Source organism: Rhodococcus sp. DMU2021 (assembly GCF_019641445.1).
Classification (GTDB): Bacteria; Actinomycetota; Actinomycetes; order Mycobacteriales; family Mycobacteriaceae; genus Rhodococcus; species Rhodococcus pyridinivorans.
Genome location: NZ_JAIFKB010000008.1, coordinates 56,913 through 79,760 on the forward strand (window position 1 = coordinate 56,913; position 22,848 = coordinate 79,760).

Below are 22,848 nucleotides of genomic sequence, written 5' to 3' on the forward strand. Positions count from 1 at the left end.
GGTGATCGTGGCCGTCTTCGAGAAGCTCCTCATCGACCTCGACCCACTGCGGACCAGCCGCGAGTTCCGGTACCTGTTCACCGCACGCGTCGTGTCGCTGTTCGGTCTCGGTTTCCTCATCGTGGCCGTGCCCGTGCAGGTGTACCAGCTCACCGGCTCGACGGCGCAGGTCGCCGCCGTCTCCGCGGTGATCGGTGTGACCACCTTCGGGGCCACCTTCGCGGGCGGGGTGCTCGCCGACCGGTACGACCGGCGGAACGTCATCGCCCTCGCCCGCGGCACCGCGGGCGTCGCCTTCGCGCTGCTGGCGATCAACGCGTTCCTGCCCGAACCGCAGATGTGGGCGATCTACGTGCTCGCCGTCGTCGACGGCATCGCGGGCGGGATCTCCTCGACCGCGCTCATGGCGGTAACCCCCAGCCTGATCCCGCGCGACAAGCTCGCCGCGGCCGGCGCGCTCATGGCGCTGACCGCCGACCTCGGCTCCATGATCGGCCCGGCGCTCGGCGGTGTCGTCATCGCCGCCGGTGGTGTGGGTGTGGCCTACGCGCTCGCGGCGTTCACCACGGCGATCACCACCTTCTGCATCACCCGCCTGCCGTCGCTGCCGCCGACGCACGTGGCGGAGGAATCACCGCTGAAGTCGGTGGTGTCGGGTTTCCGGTACGCGGCACACAACCGCGTGGTGGGGCAGGTGCTGATCGTCGGATTCCTCGCGATGCTGCTGTCCGGCTGGGCCGTGCTGATCCCGGAGTTCGCCGACGAGGTGCTCGGCGTCGGACCGTCGGTGGTCGGCCTGCTCTACACCGCACCCGCCGTCGGAGCCGTGGTCGGCTCGCTGACCAGCGGCTGGACCGGCTCGATCCGCCGGTACGGGCTGGTGGTGTACCTGCTCATGGCGGTCTCCGCCGCCGGTCTGGTGGGTGCCGGCGCGACCGGCGTCCTCGCCGTCGTGCTGCTCGGTCTGGCCGCGCACGGTTTCGGCGACTCGCTCGCGGACGTCGTGCGGTACGCGACCGTCCAGCGCAACACCTCCGACGAGTACCGCGGACGGATCGCGGCCGTGTGGGGCGCGCAGGTGACGGCCGGTACCTCCGTCGGCGCGGTCGCGGCGGGCGTCGTGGCCTCGCTGGTGCCGATCTCGATGGCCCTGACCATCTACGGCGTGGCCGGTGTGGTGATCATCGCGATCATGTTCGTTGCGACCCCGACGCTGCGGCGGTTCGAGGACACGGGCGATCTCGAAGCTGTGGGCTGACCTGCGGGTCGACGAGCGGGGCCGGGGTGATCCCCGGCCCCGCCTTCGCGTCGATCAGCGCTTTCGCGTCATACCCGTCCGTCGCGCGCCCAGGCCTCCACGGCCGAATACCCTTCGCTGACGCCCTGGGTGTAAGCGACGAGCGCGCCGTACAACCGGGATCCCTCGGTGGCGAGCTCGATGGTGCCCACCCAGTCGGCAGCGCGTGCCATGACGTGCGCGCAGATGTCCTGCCGGTCGCGTGTCGCGGACGACACGATCCGGAACGCCTCGTCGGCGATCCGGAAGGTCTCGGCGACACCGCGCCAGAAGTACTCCGCGTCCATGGCAGAGCGCAGCGACTCGTAATCCGTCGTGTCCTGCATCGCCGTAGCGTGTGCCAGTCGCTGCAGAGCATGCTCCGCAGCTCCGACGGGGAAGTACGTCACGTCGTCGATGGTGTCCTTGCCGCCGCTTGTCGTTCTCACCGCAGAGATGGTGCCCGATCTCGAGCGAATACGAAACAGCTCGTAGGTAACGGTATAGGCACGCGGCGTGTCGCCTACCCGGCCGCCGCCGGACGGTTCGGGATCAGGCACACGCACGACACCAGCAGGACGGCGCAGACCAGAACGGCGACGAACACCGGCGCCACCGAGTCCGCCAACTGCGCCGCACCGGGAGTTCCGGTGACGGTCTCGTCCGCCGCTGCGCCCCCGAGGGCTGCATTGGCCAGCGCACCGAACACCGCCACGCCCACCGCGCTGCCGATCGCACGTGCGAAGGCGTTCGCGCCCGTGACGACGCCCCGCTCGGACCAGTCGACGCTGGACTGCGCCGCGATCAGCGCGGGACTGGCGATCAACCCCATCCCGAGTCCCACGAGCACGCAGCAGAGCGCCACCTCCCCGGGAGCCGAATCCACCCCGACCTGCGTCAACAGCGCCGCGCCGCACAACAGCGGCACCGCACCCACCAGACCGGTGTTGCGAAAACCGATCCGCAGATAGAGCCGGCCCGACTGCGCCGCCGCGATCGGCCAGCCGATCGTCATCGTCGCCAGCGTGAACCCCGCGACGAGCGCCGTGGTCCCCAGCGAACCCTGCACGAACGACGGAACGTACGAGGTCAGACCCAGCACGACCGCGCCCACCAGGCACGACACCGCGCTGGTGGTGACCAGCACACGTCGCGTGAACAGCCGGATCGGCAGAATCGGCTCGGCGGCGCGGGACTCGATCCACACGAACACCGCGATCAGGGCTGCACCGGCGGCGAAGATGCCGATCCCGGTCGCCGACGTCCACGCCCATGACTGCCCGCCCTCGAGCAGGCCGAGGATCAGCAGGGCGGCGCCTACCGCGAGTGTCGCCGCGCCGGCCCAGTCCACGCGCGGTCGCGGTCCCGACGGCGTGTCCTCGCGGAAGTTGCGGACGAGCACCCACGCCGCGAGGGCACACAACGGCAGGTTGATCCAGAAGATCCACCGCCACGACAGGAAGTCTGCGAAGACACCGCCCACGGTCGGGCCGATCACCGCCGACATGCCCCACACACTGGCGAGATAGCCCTGCGCCTTGGCGCGCTCGGCGACCGTGTAGATGTCCCCGGCGATCGTCTGTGCCATCGGCAGCACCGCACCGGCGCCGAGTCCCTGCACCGCGCGGAACGCGATCAGCGCCGGCATGCTCCACGCCACCGCGCACAGCACCGAACCCGCCGCGAACACCCCGATCCCGAACAACAACAGCGGAGTGCGGCCGAAGACGTCGGAGAGTTTGCCGTAGACCGGGACGAGCACCGCCTGCGTGAGCAGATAGGCGGAGAACAACCACGGGAACTGCGTGAAGCCGCCCAGGTCCGCGACGATCGTCGGGATCGCGGTCGCCAGGATGGTGCTCTCGAGCGCCACGAGGGAGGTGGCGAGCATCAGAGCGATGAGGATCGGGCCCCGCTCGGACCCGAACCCGACGTCCACTCGCGACGATGCGGCCATGCCACTCCTGTTCCCACTCGTACGTTCGTTGTTCCACCCGGCGGTGAACGAGTGGGATATCCGCCACGGGGTGCGGTACGCCCACTCGATGAGCACTAGGGTGTCAGCGTGCGTCCTTCACTCGAGTCCTACCAACACCTCGCCGGCGGCAAGGTGCGTGATCTGTACGTGATCGACGACGAGCACCTGCTCCTCGTCGCCAGTGACCGGATCTCGGCCTACGATCACGTGCTCGAGACCCCGATCCCCGACAAGGGACGGGTCCTCACTGCGATGAGCGTGTTCTTCTTCAAGCTGCTCGACGCCACCAACAACCACCTGGCGGGAGAACCCGACGACGAGCGTATCCCCGAGGAGGTCCTCGGCCGCGCACTCGTGGTCAAGCGCCTCGAGATGGTGCCCGTCGAGTGCGTCGCCCGAGGCTTCCTCACCGGCTCCGGCCTGCTCGACTACCAAGCCACGGGCTCCGTCTGCGGTGTCACCCTGCCCCAGGGGCTCGTCGAGGCCAGCAGACTGCCCGAACCGATCTTCACCCCGGCCAGCAAGGCTGCGCTCGGCGACCACGACGAGAACATCTCCTTCGACGACGTCGTCGAGAAGGTCGGTCTGAACCTGGCGATGAAGCTGCGCCAGGACACGCTCGATATCTACGACCGCGCCGCCATGTACGCGTCCGACCGCGGCATCCTGCTCGCCGACACCAAGTTGGAGTTCGGTCTCGACAAGGCCGGCAATCTGGTGCTCGCCGACGAGGTCCTCACCCCGGATTCGTCCCGCTACTGGGACGCGAACGAGTACGAGGAGGGCAAGGTTCAGCCCAGCTTCGACAAGCAGATCGTCCGGAACTGGCTCACCGGACCCGAATCGGGCTGGGACCGCGCCTCCGACACCCCGCCCCCGCCGCTGCCGCAGCACGTCGTCGACAAGACGCGAGCTCGCTACATCGAGGCGTACGAACGTATTTCGGGACTGTCCTTCGACGATTGGATCGGCTGACCGCATATGACCTCCTCGAAGATCACTCCGCCGGTCGCGAAGAAGGTGCCGCTCGAGCGCACCCATCACGGGCACACCTTCGTCGACGACTACGAATGGCTGCGCGACAAGAACGACCCCGAGGTCGTCGCGTACCTGGAAGCGGAGAACTCGTACACCGAGGCGCAGACGGAACATCTCGCTCCGCTGCGTGAGGCGATCTTCGAGGAGATCAGGTCGCGCACCCAGGAGACCGACATGTCGGTCCCCACCCGGATGGGTGACTGGTGGTACTACGCCCGCACCGTCGAGGGCAAGCAGTACGCGATCCAGTGCCGGTGCCCGATCGCCGACGCCGACGACTGGACACCGCCCGATGTCACGCCTGGTGTGGAACTCCCCGGCGAGCAGGTGCTCCTCGACGGCAACGTCGAGTCGGAAGGGCACGAGTTCTTCTCGCTCGGGGCGTTCTCGATCAGCCACGACGGCACGCTGCTCGCGTACTCGACCGACGTCGTGGGCGACGAGCGCTACACCCTGCGCATCAAGGACCTCACCACCGGTGAGATGCGGGCGGACGAGATCCCCGGCACCGCACCGGGAGCGACGTGGGCGCTCGACCACAGCCACGTCTTCTACCAGACGGTCGACGAGTCGTGGCGGCCCGACACCGTCTGGCGGCACAAGCTCGGCACCTCCGTCGACGAGGACGTGAAGGTCTTCCACGAACCCGACGAGCGGTACTGGGTGTCGATCGGTTCGACCCGCAGCGAGAAGTACCTCATGATCTGGGTCGGCTCGAAGATCACCACCGAGGGATGGGTGCTCGAATCCGAGAACCCCACAGGCGAATTCCGTGTGATCCTGCCGCGCCGCGAAGGTGTCGAGTACGGTGCCGAGCACGCCGTGATCGCCGGTGAGGACCGCTTCCTGATCCTGCACAACGACGTCGACCCCGAGACGGGGAAGAAGGCCGAGAACTTCGTCCTCGCCGAGGCTCCCGTCGACGACCCGTCCGCGCTGCGCACCCTGATCGAGCACCGGCACGACGTGCGCCTCGAGGACGTCGACGCGTTCGAGGGACACCTGGTGCTCGGCTACCGCCGCGAAGCCCTCACCCGACTCGCGGTGTGGCCGTTGACCGACGAGGGCTACGGCAAGCTCACCGAACTAGAGTTCGACGAGGAACTCTTCGCCGTCGGACCGGGCGCGAACCCCGAATGGACCCAGCCCACACTGCGTCTGGGCTACACGTCGTTCATCACCCCGAGCCGGGTCTACGACTACACCGTGAGCACCGGTGAGCTGAAGCTGCTCAAGTCGCAGCCGGTGCTCGGCGAGTTCGACCCGACGCTCTACGAGCAGCGCCGCGAGTGGGCGACCGCCGAGGACGGCACGAAGATCCCGCTGTCGATCGTCGCGCGCAAGGGCACCCCCGAGAACGCGCCCACGCTGCTGTACGGCTACGGCTCGTACGAAGCGAGCATCGACCCGGCCTTCTCCGTCGCACGCCTGTCGCTGCTCGACCGGGGCATGGTCTTCGCGGTCGCGCACGTGCGCGGCGGCGGCGAGATGGGCCGGCACTGGTACGAGAACGGCAAGTCGCTGACGAAGAAGAACACCTTCACCGACTTCGTGGCGTGCGCGCGGCACCTGATCGACGCCGGCGTCACGAGCCCGGAGAAGCTGGTCGCCGACGGCGGCAGTGCCGGTGGCCTGCTCATGGGTGCGGTCGCGAACATCGCACCCGAGCTGTTCGCGGGCATCCTCGCGAACGTCCCGTTCGTCGACCCGCTCACGTCGATCCTCGATCCGTCCTTGCCGCTCACGGTGATCGAATGGGACGAGTGGGGCAACCCGCTCGAGAACCCAGAGGTGTACGAGTACATGCGCTCGTACAGCCCCTACGAGAACGTCGAGGCCAAGGATTACCCGGCGATCCTCGCGATCACCAGCATCAACGACACGCGCGTGCTCTACGTCGAACCCGCCAAGTGGGTCGCCAAGCTGCGCGCGACGAAGACCGGCGATGCGCCGTTGCTGCTCAAGACGGAGATGAGCGCGGGACACGGCGGTGTGTCGGGCCGGTACGAGAAGTGGCGCGAGGTCGCGTTCGAGTTCGCGTGGGTGCTCGAGACGTCGGGCGCCTGCCGCGCGGAGACCTCTGCGGGCTGAGCTCGGTATCCGCTCGCGTTCGCGCTATTCGCCGCAGCAATTGCCGACGCGAATGACGAACTGTGTAGCCGATAGCAGACCGCTCACCTGCGCAGTTCGTACCGGACCTGAGGCCGGCCGGCGCGGCCGTACTCGGTGATGCGGGTCGCGGCTCCGTCGTCGGCGAGCCGTTCGAGGTAACGCCACGCCGTCACGCGTGAGACCCCCACGGCCGATCCGACTTCCGCAGCGGTTCGCGGCCCGTCGGCGTGATGAAGGAAATCGGTGATCTTCGACAGCGTGTCGGGGGAGATGCCCTTGGGTGTGGACGGACGGGAACTGCTCGTGCGCAGAGCCGACATGGCGCGATCGATATCGTGCTGGCCCGCCGCGGTCTCGGCGTCGCGCAACGCCGAGCGGTAGGCCACGTACTGTTCGAGCTTGTCCTGCAGTGCCGCGAAGGTGAACGGCTTGAGCAGATACAGCACCACACCCCGCGCGACCGCCGTCCGCACGACCTCCAGATCGCGGTTCGACGTGACGGCGATGATGTCGGGACTCGGACGACCGGCGCTCAGGCGTGCAGCCACTTCGAGGCCGCTCGTGTCGGGGAGCCCGATGTCGAGCAGCACCAGATCCACCGGTGTGCCCACCCGCGCAGCCGACGCGACCGCCCGCACGGCGTCGCTACCCGTGTGCGCGACACCTACCACCTCGAACCCGTCCACCCTCCCGACGTATTCGCGGTGGGCCTCGGCGATGAGCGGTTCGTCCTCGACGACGAGCACCCGGATCACGACCGGCTCTCCAAGGGGATCACGGCGACGATCATCGAACCCAGCGACGGTTCGGTGCGCAGAGTTCCCCCGTGACGCGCCACGACCTGGGCGACGAGTGCGAGTCCGAGGCCGCGCTGCTCGGACTTGGTGGAGTAGCCGCGCTGCATGGCCTGGGCCAGCACCTCCGGCGACATCCCCGGCCCGCTGTCGGCGACCTCGACGATCATCGACGAATCGTCCCGACGCACAGTCACCTCCACCCATGGGTCGTCCGACGCATGGGAGGCGTCGATGGCGTTGTCGATGAGATTCCCGACGAGGGTGACGATATCGCGCGCCGGGATGGACGGAACCGGGCCCAGTTCCGTGTCGTCGGTGACGGTCAGTTCCACACCTCGCTCGGCGGCCTCGTCGATCTTGCCGAGCAGCAACGCCGACAGCGCCGGCTCGTGGATGGCACTTGTCAACCTGTCGATCAGGTGCTGGGAGACCGCCAGTTCCTGCGTCGCGAACGCGACCGCGTCCTCCGTCCGGCCGAGTTCGACCATCGTGACGATGGTGTGCAGACGGTTCGCCGACTCGTGGGCCTGCGCCCGCAGCGACTCGGCGAATCCGCGGACCGAGTCGAGTTCACCGAGGACACCGCGCAACTCGGTGTGGTCGCGGAGGGTGACGACGGTGCCGATGCGGCGCTCGTTCCAGTTCACCGCGTCGCTGTTGACGACGAGGGTGCGGTCGCGCGTCAGGTGCACCTCGTCGCGTGCCTCGCCGGTGGTTGCGAGTTCGCGCAGTGTCTCGGGCAGGGCGTCGAAGGGGACCGGCCCGGTCGGGGGTAGGCCGAGCAGGCGGCGTGCCTCGTCGTTGACGACGTCGACCTGCGGTGAGGCGCCGGGTGCTCCACCGAACACCAGCAGCCCTTCGCCGATCGAGTGCAGGACGGCGTCGTGGTGTTCGTACATGCGCCGCAGCTGGTCGGGATCGAGCCCGAGGGTCTGACGGCGCAGGCGCCGCGCGATCAGGTATCCGCCCGCCGCGGTGACCACGAGCCCGGCCGCCACCAGGCCGACGATGCCCGGAAGGCTCCGCACGAAGTTCTCGGCGATCCTCTCCCGTGTCACCCCGACCGACACGAATCCGACGAGCGTGCTGTCGTCGTAGACCGGCGCGATGGTGCGGATCGACGATCCGAGGCTGCCCGTGTACGTCTCGGTGAACGGCGTGCCCGAACGGGCCTCATCGGTGTGGCCCGTGTACGGCAACCCGATCTGCTCCGGCACCGGATGTGTCACGCGGATGCCCTCGGGGTCCACGACGACGACGAAGTCCACCCCTGTCGCCTCGCGGATCTGCTCGGCGCGGGGCTGGAGCGCTGCGGTCGGATCGGGGGAGAGCAACCCGTCCGCGACCTCCGGGAAGAGCGCGGCTGTCACTGCGATATCCGTCACGGTGCGGCGCGTGGCCTCGTCGGCGTCGCGGCGTTCGTCGACGACGATGAGCGCACCCGCCACGATCGCTATCACCGTGAACACCACCAGCTGGAGGATGAGCAGCTGGCCCGCCACGCTCATCGGCGGTCTCGCCTGGCGACGGTTCACCGTTCACCTCCCGTGAACACTATGTACACAAACTTCTCCCGCGGCGACCCGGCCACCACCATGTCCTTATGTGGACGTGATGCCGGTCACCACCCGGGCGCGGAGCGGCCCCTACCAGGGTCCCGTAGTACCCGACCGAACCACGGTCGATTCCCGAGTCCTCGCCGGTGCGTCACCGCATCCCGTTATCCGTGAACATCGCGCGACGAGCCCGCGCATGATCGAAGGGCACTCCATGAGCACCACAACCGTGCGGGGCGAGAAACGCCGCGACCGTACCCACTGGCTGTACATCGGCGTCATCATCGCCGTCGTCGCCGGTATCGCCGTCGGATGGCTGGCCCCCGAGACGGGCAAGTCGCTCGGTGTCCTCGGCACCATGTTCGTCGACCTGATCAAGATGATGATCAGCCCGGTGATCTTCTGCACCATCGTGCTCGGCATCGGGTCGGTCCGGGCAGCGGCGAGCGTCGGCCGGATCGGTGGACTCGCGCTGATCTACTTCGTGGGCATGTCGACCGTGGCCCTCGCGATCGGCCTGGGTGTGGGCAACCTGCTCGACCCGGGTTCGGGGCTCACCCTCGATCCGGCCAACGCCGGATCGGGTGCCGAACTCGCCGAGAAGGCACACGCGGCCGGCGGCACCGTCGACTTCATCGCGTCGATCATTCCGACCTCCCTGCTCTCCGCACTCACTGCCGGCAGCGTCCTGCAGACCCTGTTCGTGGCGCTGCTCGTCGGCTTCGCGATCCAGGGCATCGGCAAGTCGGGTGAACCGATCCTCCGTGGCATCGCCCACCTGCAGAAGCTCGTCTTCCGCATCCTGACGATGATCCTGTGGCTCGCCCCGATCGGTGCATTCGGCGCCATCGCCAACGTCGTCGGCCAGACCGGACTGAGCGCGGTCCTGCAGCTCGGTGTGCTGATGATCGCCTTCTACCTCACGTGCGTCGTGTTCGTCTTCGGCGTCCTCGGATCGCTGCTGCGGGCCGTCGCCGGTGTCTCGGTGTTCAAGCTCGTGAAGTACCTCGCCCGCGAGTACCTCCTCATCTTCGCGACGTCGTCGTCGGAGTCCGCGCTGCCGCGTCTGATCGCCAAGATGGAGCACCTCGGTGTCCAGCGCACCACCGTCGGCGTGGTCGTGCCCACCGGTTACTCGTTCAACCTGGACGGCACCGCGATCTACCTGACGATGGCCGCCCTGTTCGTGTCCGACGCGATGGGCAGTCCCCTGAACATGGGTGAGCAGATCTCGCTCCTGCTGTTCATGATCGTCGCCTCGAAGGGTGCGGCCGGGGTCACCGGTGCCGGTCTGGCGACGCTGGCCGGCGGTCTGCAGAGCCACCGCCCCGACCTGCTCGACGGTGTCGGCCTGATCGTCGGTGTCGACCGGTTCATGTCCGAGGCGCGTGCCGTCACCAACTTCTCCGGCAACGCCATCGCGACCCTGCTCATCGGCACGTGGACCAAGTCGGTGGACCGTGACCGCGTCGACGAGGTGCTCAGCGGACGGCTGCCGTTCGACGAGAGCATGATGGTCGACGATCACGAGCCCGCTCCCGAGCGCGAACCGGCGAAGCTGGAGAAGGTGTCCGTCTGATCCGGCATCCGCTACGACAATGGCTGTCCGCTACGGAATTTCCGTAGCGGACAGCCATTTCTGTAGCGACTACGCGCGGGCGGCGATGAAACGCTGGTGCAGTTCGCCGATGCCGTCGATCCAGCTGTCGAGCCGCTCACCGGCGCGCAGGTAGCGCTGCGGGTCGCGGCCCATGCCCACACCCGCGGGTGTGCCGGTGAAGATCACGTCGCCCGGATACAGGGTGACGTTGCGCGACAGCTCGGCGACCAGCGCGGGCACGGAGAAGATCATCTCCCGCGTGCGGCCCTTCTGGACCTCCTCGCCGTCGATCGTGCATCCCAGTTCCAGATCGTCCGGGTCGGCGAACTCGTCGGGGGTGACGAGCCACGGACCCTGCGGAGCGAAGCCCGGATAGGACTTGGCGAGACCGAACTGGGGCGCCGGTCCGCGCATCTGGGCGACGCGCTCGGAGATGTCCTGCCCCGCCGTCAGGCCCGCGACGTACGACCAGGCGTCTGCTGCGTCGACGTCGCGTGCCTCCCGACCGATGACGGCGACGAGTTCGATCTCCCAGTCGACGTTGCCGCCGTCCGGAATCGTGACCTCGGAGTCGGGGCCGGTGAACGCCGAGACGTACTTGGTGAACACCGGGGGCAGATGTGTGGGCGCCTCGAAGCCCGATTCGGCGGCGTGGTCGTCGTAGTTCAACCCGACCGCGAAGACCTGACGGGGTGCGGGGGAAGGGGCGCCGAGCCGGGCACGGTCGATCGCAGCGTGGTCGGTGACGTCCGCGTCCGCCGCCCACGCCCGCACCTCGTCCCACGACTCGTAGATCGAGGCGAGGTCGGGTCCGAACCGGCCGTCGGACGCGGTGGCGATGTCGATGCCCCGCTCGTTGCCGGGGTCACCGACGACGAGGACGGCTCGGTTGTCGAGGTTGGCGATGCGCATGGACGTTCTCCTGATGGCTGCGGTGGTCGGTTCGATCCTGCTATGTCACCGCGGCCTCCGACAGAGGTGGTGCTCGAGCCGTAGCGGGGACATCGAGGACGAGTTCGACCGGGTCTCCTGATCGCACCCTCCTGTCGGAGGGATGCGGCATAGTTCGGGGAAGAAGCCACGCAACGCTCTTCAACCGCACAACTTCGGGAGTCGCTGTGAAGAACCGAGCTCGATTCGTCGATGTCGAAGGCCGCCCCGCGATCCGCTTCGAGCGGGAGTACCCGTATCCGCAGGAACGCCTGTGGAGCGCGGTGACCGACCCGGCCGAACTCTCCCGATGGTTCCCCGCCGCCGTCGACATCGAACTCCGTGAAGGCGGCACGATCACCTTCACCGACGAGCCCGGCGCCGAGCCCACGAAGGGCACGATCCTGGCGTGCGAGCCACGCGGCAGCCTGTCCTACACGTGGGAGGGCGACGAACTGGGGTTCACACTGAACCCGACGCCGCAGGGCTGCCTGTTCGTCTTCGTCAACGTCCTCGGCGACCGGGAGACCGCCGCGATGGTCGCCGCAGGCTGGACGGTATGCCTCGACGAGTTCGACGCCCTGCTGGCAGGCGAACCGCCGTCGCAGGAGACCGACTCGGAGGCCTGGCGGCCGGTCTACGAGTCCTACATCGCAGAAGGGTTCCCGGCGGGTGCTCCCGTGCCGGGACAAGGAGGGGAAACCTCATGAGCGAGTCCGAGAAGGGCACCGGACCCAAGCTGTTGTCGGGTGGCAACCCCCAGATCCCGAAGGGGATGGGCAGGGAACCGGTCGAGGCCTACATCGCGGCGATGCCCGAGTGGAAGCACGACATCGGCCGACGCCTCGACGAGCTGATCCTCGAGGAAGTTCCCGACGTCCACAACGCCGTGAAGTGGAATCAGCCGCTCTACGGCACCGCCGACGACAGCTGGTTCCTCACGTTCCGCTGCTTCACGAACTACGTGCAGCTGAGTTTCTTCAGGGGGAGTTCGCTCGACCCGCTGCCGGAGAAGGAGTCCAAGCATCCCGAGATGCGTTATCACGACATCCGCCGGCTCGAGGACCTCGACGAGGAGAAGGTCCGGAAGTGGGTGAGACAGGCCGCCGCGCTGCCGGGGGGAGAAGATGTAGCACGCCGATGTTCGGGGGAGTGATCGGGCACACGATAGTTTGGATGCATGACCACGCCTCTCCAGGACATCCCGATCAACACCCTCTCGGGTGAACCCACGAATCTCGGCTCGTACGAGGGCCACGCGGTACTCGTCGTGAACGTCGCGTCCAAGTGCGGCCTGACCCCGCAGTACACGGCACTCGAGAAGCTCGCGCAGGAATACCGCGACCGCGGACTGTTCGTCGTGGGCGTGCCGTGCAATCAGTTCATGGGTCAGGAGCCCGGAACGCCGGAGGAGATCCAGGAGTTCTGCTCCGCCACCTACGGCGTGACCTTCCCGCTGCTCGAGAAGATCGAGGTCAACGGCGAGAACCGGCATCCTCTCTACGCCGAGCTCACCAAGCACCCGGATGCCTCCGGCGAGGCCGGCGACATCCAGTGGAACTTCGAGAAGTTCCTCATCGCTCCCGACGGCACGGTCGCCGCGCGCTTCCGTCCCCGCACGGAACCGGATGCGCCCGAGATCCTCGACGCCCTCGAAGAGATCCTGCCGGCCTGACATGTTCGGCACAGAAGCGCGGGACGCGCTGTACGACATCATCCGCATGCGTCGCGACGTCCGTGCAGAATTCAGCGGGGAACGGCTCGACGAGGACACGCTGATGCGCATCCTGCGGGCCGCCCATCACGCACCCAGTGTCGGCAACACCCAGCCCTGGGACTTCGTCGTCGTACAGGACGAACAGCGGCTGAAGGAGTTCGCCGAGCACGTCGCCGGTTGCCGGCAGGCGTTCGCCGACTCGCTCCCCGAGGACCGGAAGACCACCTTCGACCCCATCAAGATCGAAGGCATCGTCGAATCGGGGACCGGCGTCGTCGTCACCTACGACCCCGAACGCGGCGGCAAGCACATCCTCGGCCGTCACACCATCGACGAATCCGGCCTGTTCTCGGCCGTGCTGGCGATCCAGAACCTGTGGCTCGCCGCGACCGCCGAGGGTCTCGGCGTGGGATGGGTGTCGTTCTACGAGGAGGACTTCCTCGCCGACTTCGTCGGAGTGAGCGCACCCGTGCGTCCCATCGCGTGGCTGTGTGTCGGGCCGGTCACGCGGCTCCAAGAGATACCCGACCTCGAACGGTTCGGCTGGCGCAAGGGGCGCCAGCTCGAGGAGGCCGTGCACCGCGACAGGTTCGCGGCGCCGGGTGACCGGGAAGCCTGATCCGACGGGTGGCGACCGGTTCGTGAGTGCGCGAGCCGGCCGCCACCCGCTGTTTCACAGATCGGTCGCCACCTGCCTGTTTTCAGAGTTCGGTCGCGACCTTCCAGGCACTGTGGATGGCGCCCTCGATGTAGTCGACCCGACCCGCGTCCCCGACGACGCGGACATCGATGTCCGAGCCGGCCAGTTCGTCGGCGAGCGGTGCTGCCGCCGACACACCGGACGCGACCACGACCATGCGGGCGCGTACCGATTTCGTCTCGCCACCCACGGTGAACTCCACCGTCTTCGGGGTGATGCGCTGAACCGTCGCACCACGATGCACCTCGAGGCCGACCTCGCGCGCGTGCTTGACGGCGGTCCACCGGCGCGGCATCGCCATCGGCACCCCGAGCTGCTTCCCCTCGGCGAGCAGCGTCACCCGGCTTCCCCGCTCGGCCATGAACTCCGCGAGTTCGAGCCCGACGAGCGACCCGCCGATCACGACGACGTCCTTCGCCATCGGCAGGAAACGCAGGAACCGCCGGCTCAGATCACGGATCCTCCGAGGGCTCGTGGTGATACCGGCGAGCCTGCCCACCCGGCCCATCACCCGCAGCACCGGGGACTGATCGGAGACGTCGCCCGCACCCGTCATGAGCGCACGCATGCTGTCGCCGGTGTGCACGTGCGGCAAGTCCCCGCCCGGCACGGTGGGACGTTCCCGCACGGCGCCCGTCGCGACGACCACCACGTCCGGCTTCAGGGCGCGGATCGATGCGGAGGTGGCCTCGGCGCCGAGCCGCACGTCGATGCCGAGGCGGGTGACCTCGGCCGTCAGCCATTTCAGCAGCCGCTCGTTGTCGGGGGTGGTGAGGGTCGAGAACCACAGGGTCCCGCCCAGCCGGTCGGTCTTGTCCAGGACGGTGACGCGGTGCCCGCGCTCGGTGGCGACCCGAGCAGTCTCGAGGCCGCCCGGCCCGGCACCCACCACGACGACGTGCTTCGGCGCCGCAGTGCGGACGAACGGCACGAGTGTCTCGTTGCCCAGCGCCGGATTGACCGCACAGATGGGCGTGGCATCCCAGAAGTTCTCCTGCACGCACACATAGCAGTTGATGCACGGGCGGATCTGCTCGCTGCGGCCCTGCTTGAGCTTGGCGACGAGCGCGGGATCGGCCAGCAACTGACGTCCCATCGCGACGAAGTCGGTGACGCCCTCGGCGATCATTCGCTCGCTGACCTCCGGCAGCATGCGGCCGACGGTGATGACGGGGATCGACACCGCACGCTTGATGACCGCCGCGTTGTGGGTGTAGTAGCCGACCTTGTCCGGCAACGGGCCGTCGGTGAAATTCGCGAACGCGTTCAGCGCGGTGCCAGTGACGTGGAGTGCATCGGCACCGGCCTGCTCGAACAGCACTGCGGCAGCAGCGGATTCCTCGACGGTCAGGCCGTCCGTCTCACCGTATTCCTGCCCTGCCAGCCGCACGATGACGGCGAGGCGGTCGCCGACCTCGGCCTTGACCGCGCGGATCACCTCGCAGGTCAGCCGGGCCCGGTTCTCCAGCGACCCGCCGTATCCGTCGGTGCGCTGGTTCGTGTAGCGGCTGAGGAAGGCGCCGAGCACGTAGTTGTGGGCGGCGTGGATCTCGACGGCGTCCGCTCCGGCGGCGGCGACCCGGCCCGCGGCCTCGGCGAACATCCGGATCAACCATTCGATGTCGCTCTCGGAGGCCTCGTTGTAGGTGGCCTGCGCGCCACCCTGGATCGATGCCATGCGCTGCAGTTCCGCGGGCGTGCAGTCGGCCATGGCGCTCATGTCGCTCGGCGGCTTCGGGATGCTCGGCACGAGCTGCGGCCGGCCCTGCAGGGTGTCGATACGGGCGACCTTGCCGTGGTGCACCATCTGCACGCACAGTTTGCTGCCGGCCTCGTGGACGGCGTCGGTCAGTGCGCGGAGGCCGGGGATGAACCGGTCCTCGGACAGGCCGGGTTCCTTCGTGCTGGTGCATCCCGCCGGATAGGCGACCGCGCAGCATCCGGTGACGATCAGCCCGGTGCCTCCGGCCGCGCGGGCGACGAAATGATCGATGTCGCCCTGCTCGATCTCCCCGTCCTCGCAGAGGTTCATGTCCATGGCGGGCATCACCACGCGGTTGTCCAGGGTGATCGGCCCGATGGTGCCGGGGGAGAGAAGGCGCGTATAGGTCTGGTTCGGGACTGCCACGCCCGGACGGTATGCCCGGCTCCGTGTGGCCGTCGACACTGTCCCGATGAACGGGATGCGGATCGCCGGCCCGAGTCTTCATCCGGACTTCCCGGTCGGGCAGGACGCCGTTCACCCGAGTGCAGCAGGCTCGGGGGCATGAGCGGACGGATGATCGTGTCGGTGTCGGGGATCCGGGACGTCACGCGCGACCTCGTGGACGCCTTCGCCCGTGAGACGGACGCGCGTGGAGTGCCGTTGTCGCTGTTCGTCGCACCCCGCCTGAAAGACCACTACCGCCTCGTGCGGGATTCGGCGACGCAGGAGTGGCTGCTCGAGCGACGCGAGGGCGGCGACGCGATCGTGCTGCACGGTTACGACCAGGCGGCGACGAAGCGACGTCGCGCCGAGTTCGCGACGCTGCCCGAGCACGAAGCACGGTTGCGCCTGCTCGCCGCCGACCGTGTGCTCGAGGAGACCGGACTGCGCACCCGGCTGTTCGCACCACCGCGATGGCGCGCGTCGCCGGGCGCAGTGACAGCACTTCCGCAGGTCGGTTTCCGGATGATGGCGGACAACGCGGGGATCCACGATCTGGTGGCGGGCACCGTGACGAAGACGCGGCTGTACGCGCTCGGTGACGGTGCGGGGTCGGACGTGTGGCGCTGCCGCGCGATGGTGATGGGCGCGTCGCGGACGGCGCGGCGCGGGGAGCTGCTGCGTCTGGCGATCGCCGCTCCCCGGCTCGCCGAGTCCGGCCCCCGGCAGGCGATCCTCGACGCCGTCGACCTCGCGCTGCACCACGGTGCCGAACCGACCGTCCACGCCTGGCGGCCGCGTCCGTCGAACAGCCGCGTGGCGTGATCCCGCCTGGCCCGCCGGTGCTCCCGGTCGCCGCATCCGCTCGGTAATGTTGGCGGCCATGGATGCTGACGTGATCGTGGTGGGGGCGGGACTCGCGGGGCTCGTGGCGGTCGGTGAACTGATCGACGCCGGTCGCAAGGTTCTGCTGGTCGATCAGGAGAACTCGAACAACATTGGTGGGCAGGCCTTCTGGTCGTTCGGTGGGTTGTTCTTCGTCGACAGTCCCGAACAGCGACGACTCGGGATCAAGGATTCCTACGAACTCGCCTTGCAGGACTGGATGGGGACCGCCGGCTTCGACCGCGAGATCGAGGACCGCTGGCCGCGGCGCTGGGCCCAGGCCTACGTCGAGTTCGCCGCGGGGGAGAAGCACGCCTGGCTCGAGCAGCGCGGGCTGAAGATCTTCCCGATGGTCAACTGGGCCGAACGCGGCGGATACGACGCTGCAGGGCACGGCAACTCGGTCCCGCGATTCCACATCACCTGGGGTACCGGTCCGGGCCTCGTCGAGATCTTCGAGTGCAAGCTCCGCGAAGGCGTCGAACGCGGTCTCGTCACGCTGAAGCACCGCCACCGGGTCGACGAACTCGTCGTCACCGACGGCGCCGCCACCGGTGTGCGCGGAGCGATCCTCGAGCCCACCGACGCGGCGCGCGGCGTGGCGTCCTCCCGCACCGTCGTCGGGGACTTCGAGCTCTCCGCCGGAGCCGTGATCGTCACCTCCGGCGGGATCGGCGGCAACTACGACCTCGTGAAGAAGAACTGGCCGAAGCGGATGGGGGAGCCGCCGAAGCATATGCTCAGCGGTGTGCCCGCGCACGTCGACGGCCGGATGCTCGAGATCACCGAGAAGGCCGGCGGGAACATCGTCAACCGCGACCGCATGTGGCACTACACCGAGGGCATCACCAACTACGACCCGGTGTGGCCCGATCACGGCATCCGCATCCTGCCCGGCCCGTCGTCGCTGTGGCTCGACGCCACCGGCAAGCGGTTGCCGGTGCCGTTGTTCCCCGGCTTCGACACGCTCGGCACCCTCGAGTACATCGTGAGCACGGGTTACGACCACACCTGGTTCGTGCTCGACCAGAAGATCATCGAGAAGGAGTTCGGGCTCTCCGGCTCCGAGCAGAATCCCGATCTCACCGGGCGCAGCCTCCGCCTGCTGCTGCAGCGGGTCAGGTCGGGTGCCCCCGGACCGGTCGAGGCCTTCAAGGAGCGCGGTGTCGACTTCGTCGTCCGCGACACGCTCGCCGATCTCGTGGCGGGCATGAACGAACTCACCCCCGAGGCGCCGCTCGACTACGAGCAGGTGCGTTCGGTGGTCGAGGCCCGGGACCGCGAGATGGACAACAAGTACACCAAAGACCTGCAGGTCGCGGCGGTGCGCTCGGCGCGGGCCTACGTACCCGACCGCGTCGTCCGCATCGCGGCGCCGCACCGGATCCTCGACCCCAAGGCCGGACCGCTCATCGCGGTCAAGTTGCACCTGCTCACCCGCAAGACGCTCGGCGGGCTCGAGACCGACCTGTCCTCGCGCGTGCTGCGGTCGGACGGGTCGGTCTTCGACGGCCTCTTCGCCGCCGGTGAGGTCGCCGGCTTCGGTGGTGGCGGCGTCCACGGCTACCGGTCGCTCGAGGGCACCTTCCTCGGCGGATGCATCTTCTCGGGCCGGGCGGCGGGTCGCGCCGCCGCCCGCTGAACCTCCCGTCGGCGTCGACTGGGACAGCAGAGCGCAAAACGGTCGTAGGAGCGCGAAACATCCCGCGCCGACGACCGTTTCGCGCTCCGCAGCGTTAGACCTCGACGCCGTCTTCGTGCGGCAGCACGCGGAATTCGGTGCCCTCCGGCGCCATCTCGCTGTACCGGCCGTAGAAGATGCCGCGACCGTTGTCGTTGACGATGCCCTGGTGGATCGGCACGGCGACCCGCGGATTCACCGCGCGCAGGTAGTCGATCGCCTCCCAGATCTTGAGCCACGGCGCGGTCGACGGCAGGGCCAGCACGTCGACGCGCTCGTGCGGGATGTACAGCGAGTCGCCGGGGTGCAGCAGCCGCGACGGATTCTCGTCGTCGCCCACGAGGAAGGCCGTGTTGTCGATGACGGGCATGTCGGGGTGGATCACCGCGTGCCGTCCGCCGGTGCCGCGTACGGTCAGCGAACCCACCGAGAAGGAGTCGCCGGGACGCACGGCGGTCCAGTCGCCGTCGAGCAGGTTCGCCGACTGCGGGTCGGAGAACAACTGCGCTCCGGGGTTGGCCTCGAGGAGCGCGGGCAGCCGGGTGGTATCGGCGTGGTCGGGATGCTGGTGGGTCACGAGGATCGCGTCGAGTCCGGTGATGCCCTCGAACCCGTGGGAGAAATTTCCGGGGTCGAAAAGGAGCTTCGCGCCGAGGTGTTCGACGAGGATGCAGGAATGGCCGAAATGGGTCAGTTGCATGTCGTCGAGTATGCCGTCGGGAGGAGCCCGATGACCGACTACGGACAGGAACTCCGCTTCGGCATCTTCCTCACGCCGTCCGCTGCCGATCCGGTGGGCGTCGTCGACCTCGCCGTGGTGTCGGAGAGCGCCTGGACCGCATCGCAGCCCCGGCGAAGCGGTCGACGCACTGATCGAGGCGATCGAGGTGATCCGTGCTCTGTGGTCGGACGAGAAGGGCGCGGCCGGGATCGACGGCACGTACTACCGGCTGACCGGCGCGAAGCGGGGCCCGTTCCCCGCGCACGCTCTCGGCATCTGGCTCGGCGCCTACGGCAAGCGGATGCTCGACGTCACCGGCCGCTTCGCCGGCGGATGGCTGCCGAGTTCGTTCGCCGCCGGGCCCGAGAAGCTGGGGGAGATGAGCGCCCGCGTCGACGAGGGCGCGCACCGTGCCGGGCGTGATCCCGCCGCGATCCGCCGGCTCTACAACATCTCCGGCACCTTCGCGGAGACCGCGGACGGGTCGCGGTCCGACCTCGAACGTTTCGCCGGTGAGGTCGCGCCCCGCGTGCGCGAACTCGTTGCTGCCGAGCGGCGTTGAACGGGGGTGACGGGTCTCGCACGAGGAGGACCTCGGCCGATGCCCTTCCCGGTGGCCACGGCCGGTAAACTGCTGGATGTCCGGTGTCCGTCCCCGGGCGTCAGCACTACTACCGAGGAGCAGCACGTGGCGCGTGTCGTCGTCGAAGTCATGCCCAAAGCCGAGATTCTCGACCCCCAGGGTCAGGCCATCACCGGGGCGCTGTCGCGGCTGGGCTTCGCGGGCGTGACCGACGTCCGTCAGGGTAAGCGTTTCGAGCTCGAAGTCGACGGCAGCGTCGGCGACGAGGAGCTCGAGAAGATCGCCGAGTCGTTGCTCGCCAACACGGTGATCGAGGACTGGGCCATCCGGCGGATCGACGGTGACGCATGAGCGCACGCATCGGAGTCATCACCTTCCCGGGCACGCTCGACGACGTCGACGCCTCCCGCGCGGTGAAGCTCGCCGGTGGTGAGGCCGTGAGCCTGTGGCACGGGGACGCCGATCTCAAGGGGGTCGACGCGGTGATCGTGCCCGGCGGCTTCTCCTACGGCGACTACCTGCGCTGCGGTGCCATCGCACGGTTCGCACCGGTGATGGGCAAGGTCGTCGAGGCCGCGCAGAAGGGCATGCCCGTCCTCGGCATCTGCAACGGCTTCCAGGTGCTGTGCGAGGCGGGTCTGCTGCCCGGCGCGCTCACCCGCAACGCCGGTCTGCACTTCGTCTGCCGCGACGAGTGGCTGAAGGTCGAGTCGAACACCACCGCGTGGACCTCGCGCTACGAGGCCGGCGCCGAGATCCTCATCCCGCTCAAGTCGGGTGAGGGCCGCTACCAGGCATCGGAGAAGGTGCTCGACGAGCTCGAGGGTGAAGGTCGCGTGGTGTTCCGCTTCGCGGGCGACAACCCGAACGGTTCGCAGCGCGGCATCGCCGGCATCTCGTCGGCGAACGGCCGGGTCGTCGGTCTCATGCCGCACCCCGAGCACGCCACCGAGGCGCTCACCGGCCCCAGCGATGACGGACTCGGCATGTTCTACAGCGTGCTGGACGCGGTCGTCAACGCGTGACCGCCTGACCGGAATTTTCCGGCGAAGCCCCCATCGACCCTCCCGGGTCGTGGGGGCGTCGCTCGTTCCGGCGGGCTCGAGGAATCCTTCGAACCGAAGTTCCGGGACAGGAGAGACGGAACGAGGGACCCCGCCACCGTCCCGATCGGCTGCGGAATCCCTCGTCCCTACAACCCGGAGCTCGACCCCCCGATCAAGTCCCGGGCGCGATGTCGTCGTCATCCCCCATGCGCGACATCGCGGATCAGTTTGCCGGAGCCGAATCGTCTTGTCCTGAGTAGGACTACCCAAATCGGGCCTGTCCGTCGACGGGCGTTGCGTGTCGGTCCCCGGCGGTACCGTCGCGCCATGACAGCGACCATTGCGATGATCACCTTCGACACGACCGATCCGGCTCCGATCGCGAGATGGTGGGCCGGGCGTACGGGCGGCCGCATCGAGCAGGAGAACGACGGCTGGTTCTTCATCGTTGCCCTGCCACAGGGCATCAGGCTGGGCTTCCAGAAGGTGTCCGATCCGACACCCGGGAAGAACCGCGTGCACCTCGATCTCGCCGCCCCCGACCTCGACGCCGAGGTCGAGCGCTTCGTGCAGGCCGGCGCGAAGGAGGTCCACCGCGAGGACATGGGCGACGACTTCCGCTGGGTGACGCTCGCCGACCCCGAGGGCAACCTGTTCTGCGTCGCCGAGGGGCACTGACACTCGTACGAGGAGAGCGGGCCGGCGCTTTCGGTCGGCGGTCCCGCTGTCCGTGATGCGAAGATGCAGTCATGTCTTCCACGCGTGCCGATGCTCGGGGTCTCTGTAATTTCGTCGACCTGTCGCCGTCGCCGTTCCACGTCTGCGCCACCGTCGCCGCGGCGCTGACCGAGGCGGGCTTCGTCGAACTGCACGAGCAGCAGGCCTGGCCCTCCGAACCGGGACGTTTCTTCCTGGTACGCGGCGGGTCGCTGATCGCATGGAGCACCGAGGGTGTCGCCGACGATCCGGCCGCACCCTTCCGCATCGTCGGCGGGCACACCGACAGCCCCAACCTGCGCGTCAAGCAGCATCCCGACCTCACATCGGCGGGCTGGCGGATGGTGGGACTCGAACCGTACGGCGGTGCGTGGCTCAACTCGTGGCTCGACCGCGACCTCGGCATCTCCGGCCGCTTCACCGTGCGCGCGGCGGAGACGACCGAGGACGTCCTCGTCCGAGTCGACGCGCCGGTCCTGCGTGTCCCGCAGCTCGCCATCCACCTGTCCGAGGACCGCAAGGGCGTCCAGCTCGATCCGCAGCGCCACGTCAACGGCGTCTGGGGAGTCGGCACCGAACCGCGCTCGTTCATCGCGTGGGTCGCCGAGCAGCACGGAATCGACCCGGGCGCGGTGCTCGGCTGGGAACTGATGACCCACGACCTCGCACCGAGCGCGGTCGTCGGGCCGGGCCGCGACCTGGTCAGCGCACCGCGTCTCGACAACCAGGGCACCTGCTACGCCGGACTGCACGCCCTTCTCGCCGCCGCGGAACACGTCGCAGCGCACGGTGGCCCGATGCCGCTCCTCGCCCTGTTCGACCATGAGGAGGTCGGCAGCATGTCCGACCGCGGCGCCTTCTCGGAACTGCTCGACACCGTCCTCGAACGGATCGTCCTGCTCCGGGGTGGCGGCCGGGAGGAGTTCCTCCGCGCCCGCGCCGGCTCGATCGTCGCGTCCGGCGACATGGCGCACGCCACGCACCCCAACTACCCCGAGCGGCATGAACCCGCCCACCGCATCGCGGTCAACGGCGGACCGGTCCTGAAGGTGAACCAGAACCTGCGCTACGCGAGCGACGCGACCGGCGCCGGAGCCTTCGTGCTGGCCTGCGAGCAGGCGGGGGTCCCGCTGCAGCGGTACGTGCACCGCGCCGACCTGCCGTGCGGCTCGACGATCGGCCCGATCACCGCGTCGAGGACCGGCATCACGACCGTCGACGTCGGCGCCCCGCAGCTCGCCATGCACTCGGCGCGCGAGTTCATGGGCGCGGACGACGTGGCGAGCTATGCGCAGGCCCTGACCGCTTTCCTGACCCCGGCATCGTGACCGCGTTCGCCCGCCCCGAAGCACCCGCCGGTGACAC

General features: G+C 68.6%; 22 protein-coding genes. 15 read left to right on the forward strand and 7 right to left on the reverse strand.

The window, feature by feature from the left end:
• The first annotated feature begins 7 nt into the window (after positions 1-7).
• Positions 8-1,258 (forward strand): enterobactin transporter EntS, encoded by a 1,251-nt coding sequence (gene entS / locus K3M35_RS13250; protein WP_024102995.1) that lies wholly within the window; start codon positions 8-10, stop codon positions 1,256-1,258.
• 68 nt (positions 1,259-1,326) lie between these two features.
• Here the strand turns inward: entS and K3M35_RS13255 are convergent, their stop codons facing one another.
• Positions 1,327-1,725 carry a hypothetical protein gene (locus tag K3M35_RS13255; protein ID WP_006551838.1) on the reverse strand — a complete coding sequence of 133 codons (399 nt, stop codon included), beginning with the start codon at positions 1,723-1,725 and terminating at the stop codon, positions 1,327-1,329.
• A gap of 74 nt (positions 1,726-1,799) precedes the next feature.
• On the reverse strand, positions 1,800-3,233 hold the full coding sequence (locus K3M35_RS13260) for an MDR family MFS transporter (protein WP_094979470.1): 1,434 nt from the start codon (positions 3,231-3,233) through the stop codon (positions 1,800-1,802).
• A gap of 108 nt (positions 3,234-3,341) precedes the next feature.
• Between K3M35_RS13260 and K3M35_RS13265 the strand changes: the two genes are divergently transcribed.
• Both K3M35_RS13265 and K3M35_RS13270 read left to right on the forward strand, forming a co-directional pair.
• On the forward strand, positions 3,342-4,229 hold the full coding sequence (locus K3M35_RS13265) for a phosphoribosylaminoimidazolesuccinocarboxamide synthase (RefSeq protein WP_006551836.1): 888 nt from the start codon (positions 3,342-3,344) through the stop codon (positions 4,227-4,229).
• A gap of 6 nt (positions 4,230-4,235) precedes the next feature.
• On the forward strand, positions 4,236-6,383 hold the full coding sequence (locus K3M35_RS13270; RefSeq protein WP_064852806.1) for a S9 family peptidase: 2,148 nt from the start codon (positions 4,236-4,238) through the stop codon (positions 6,381-6,383).
• A gap of 83 nt (positions 6,384-6,466) precedes the next feature.
• On the opposite strand, the gene K3M35_RS13275 is transcribed toward K3M35_RS13270, so the two are convergent.
• On the reverse strand, positions 6,467-7,159 hold the full coding sequence (locus K3M35_RS13275; protein ID WP_006551834.1) for a response regulator: 693 nt from the start codon (positions 7,157-7,159) through the stop codon (positions 6,467-6,469).
• Positions 7,156-8,709: a sensor histidine kinase gene (locus K3M35_RS13280; protein WP_220666529.1), complete on the reverse strand. Its 1,554-nt coding sequence runs from the start codon at positions 8,707-8,709 to the stop codon at positions 7,156-7,158. The genes K3M35_RS13275 and K3M35_RS13280 overlap by 4 nt, the downstream gene beginning before the upstream one ends.
• A 262-nt stretch (positions 8,710-8,971) precedes the next feature.
• Here K3M35_RS13280 and K3M35_RS13285 point away from each other — a divergent pair, with 262 nt between their 5' ends.
• Complete coding sequence (locus K3M35_RS13285; protein WP_039958022.1) at positions 8,972-10,336, forward strand: cation:dicarboxylate symporter family transporter; 1,365 nt, start codon at positions 8,972-8,974, stop codon at positions 10,334-10,336.
• A gap of 69 nt (positions 10,337-10,405) precedes the next feature.
• On the opposite strand, the gene K3M35_RS13290 is transcribed toward K3M35_RS13285, so the two are convergent.
• Positions 10,406-11,269 (reverse strand): fumarylacetoacetate hydrolase family protein, encoded by an 864-nt coding sequence (locus K3M35_RS13290; RefSeq protein WP_088897500.1) that lies wholly within the window; start codon positions 11,267-11,269, stop codon positions 10,406-10,408.
• Positions 11,270-11,475: 206 nt separating this feature from the next.
• On the opposite strand from K3M35_RS13290, the gene K3M35_RS13295 reads away from it, so the two are divergent.
• Genes K3M35_RS13295 through bluB form a run of 4 tightly spaced genes read left to right on the forward strand, consistent with a single transcriptional unit; the run spans position 11,476 to position 13,623 of the window.
• On the forward strand, positions 11,476-11,997 hold the full coding sequence (locus K3M35_RS13295; protein WP_138841688.1) for an SRPBCC family protein: 522 nt from the start codon (positions 11,476-11,478) through the stop codon (positions 11,995-11,997).
• Entirely contained in the window at positions 11,994-12,443 is a 450-nt protein-coding gene (locus K3M35_RS13300) for a DUF1801 domain-containing protein (protein WP_220666530.1), read from the forward strand. Before K3M35_RS13295 ends, K3M35_RS13300 begins: the two co-directional genes overlap by 4 nt.
• Positions 12,444-12,467: 24 nt before the next feature.
• On the forward strand, positions 12,468-12,962 hold the full coding sequence (locus tag K3M35_RS13305) for a glutathione peroxidase (protein WP_019290035.1): 495 nt from the start codon (positions 12,468-12,470) through the stop codon (positions 12,960-12,962).
• A gap of 1 nt (position 12,963) precedes the next feature.
• Positions 12,964-13,623: a 5,6-dimethylbenzimidazole synthase gene (gene bluB / locus K3M35_RS13310; protein WP_220666531.1), complete on the forward strand. Its 660-nt coding sequence runs from the start codon at positions 12,964-12,966 to the stop codon at positions 13,621-13,623.
• A gap of 82 nt (positions 13,624-13,705) precedes the next feature.
• Here bluB and K3M35_RS13315 read toward each other — a convergent pair whose 3' ends face one another.
• Positions 13,706-15,832, reverse strand: a complete 2,127-nt coding sequence (locus K3M35_RS13315; protein ID WP_219129923.1) for an FAD-dependent oxidoreductase — start codon at positions 15,830-15,832, stop codon at positions 13,706-13,708.
• 138 nt (positions 15,833-15,970) lie between these two features.
• On the opposite strand from K3M35_RS13315, the gene K3M35_RS13320 reads away from it, so the two are divergent.
• Positions 15,971-16,675 carry a DUF2334 domain-containing protein gene (locus K3M35_RS13320; RefSeq protein ID WP_220666532.1) on the forward strand — a complete coding sequence of 235 codons (705 nt, stop codon included), beginning with the start codon at positions 15,971-15,973 and terminating at the stop codon, positions 16,673-16,675.
• A gap of 58 nt (positions 16,676-16,733) precedes the next feature.
• Entirely contained in the window at positions 16,734-18,377 is a 1,644-nt protein-coding gene (locus K3M35_RS13325) for an FAD-binding dehydrogenase (RefSeq protein ID WP_220666533.1), read from the forward strand.
• Between the two features lie 94 nt (positions 18,378-18,471).
• Here the strand turns inward: K3M35_RS13325 and K3M35_RS13330 are convergent, their stop codons facing one another.
• Positions 18,472-19,116 (reverse strand): MBL fold metallo-hydrolase, encoded by a 645-nt coding sequence (locus K3M35_RS13330; RefSeq protein ID WP_006551826.1) that lies wholly within the window; start codon positions 19,114-19,116, stop codon positions 18,472-18,474.
• A gap of 187 nt (positions 19,117-19,303) precedes the next feature.
• Between K3M35_RS13330 and K3M35_RS13335 the strand changes: the two genes are divergently transcribed.
• The 5 genes from K3M35_RS13335 to K3M35_RS13355 all read left to right on the forward strand — a co-directional run bounded on the left by K3M35_RS13335 (position 19,304) and on the right by K3M35_RS13355 (position 22,811).
• A complete protein-coding gene (locus K3M35_RS13335) occupies positions 19,304-19,699 on the forward strand; it encodes an LLM class flavin-dependent oxidoreductase (RefSeq protein WP_006551825.1) in 396 nt (131 codons plus the stop codon).
• Between the two features lie 126 nt (positions 19,700-19,825).
• The gene (purS, locus tag K3M35_RS13340) at positions 19,826-20,071 is read left to right on the forward strand and encodes a phosphoribosylformylglycinamidine synthase subunit PurS (protein ID WP_006551824.1); all 246 of its coding nucleotides are present in this window, start codon (positions 19,826-19,828) and stop codon (positions 20,069-20,071) included.
• Positions 20,068-20,745, forward strand: coding sequence for a phosphoribosylformylglycinamidine synthase subunit PurQ (gene purQ, locus K3M35_RS13345; protein ID WP_006551823.1), 678 nt, complete (start codon positions 20,068-20,070; stop codon positions 20,743-20,745). The genes purS and purQ overlap by 4 nt, the downstream gene beginning before the upstream one ends.
• A gap of 348 nt (positions 20,746-21,093) precedes the next feature.
• Entirely contained in the window at positions 21,094-21,444 is a 351-nt protein-coding gene (locus K3M35_RS13350; RefSeq protein WP_033096835.1) for a VOC family protein, read from the forward strand.
• 71 nt (positions 21,445-21,515) lie between these two features.
• Positions 21,516-22,811, forward strand: a complete 1,296-nt coding sequence (locus K3M35_RS13355; protein ID WP_220666534.1) for a M18 family aminopeptidase — start codon at positions 21,516-21,518, stop codon at positions 22,809-22,811.
• Positions 22,812-22,848 lie beyond the last annotated feature (37 nt).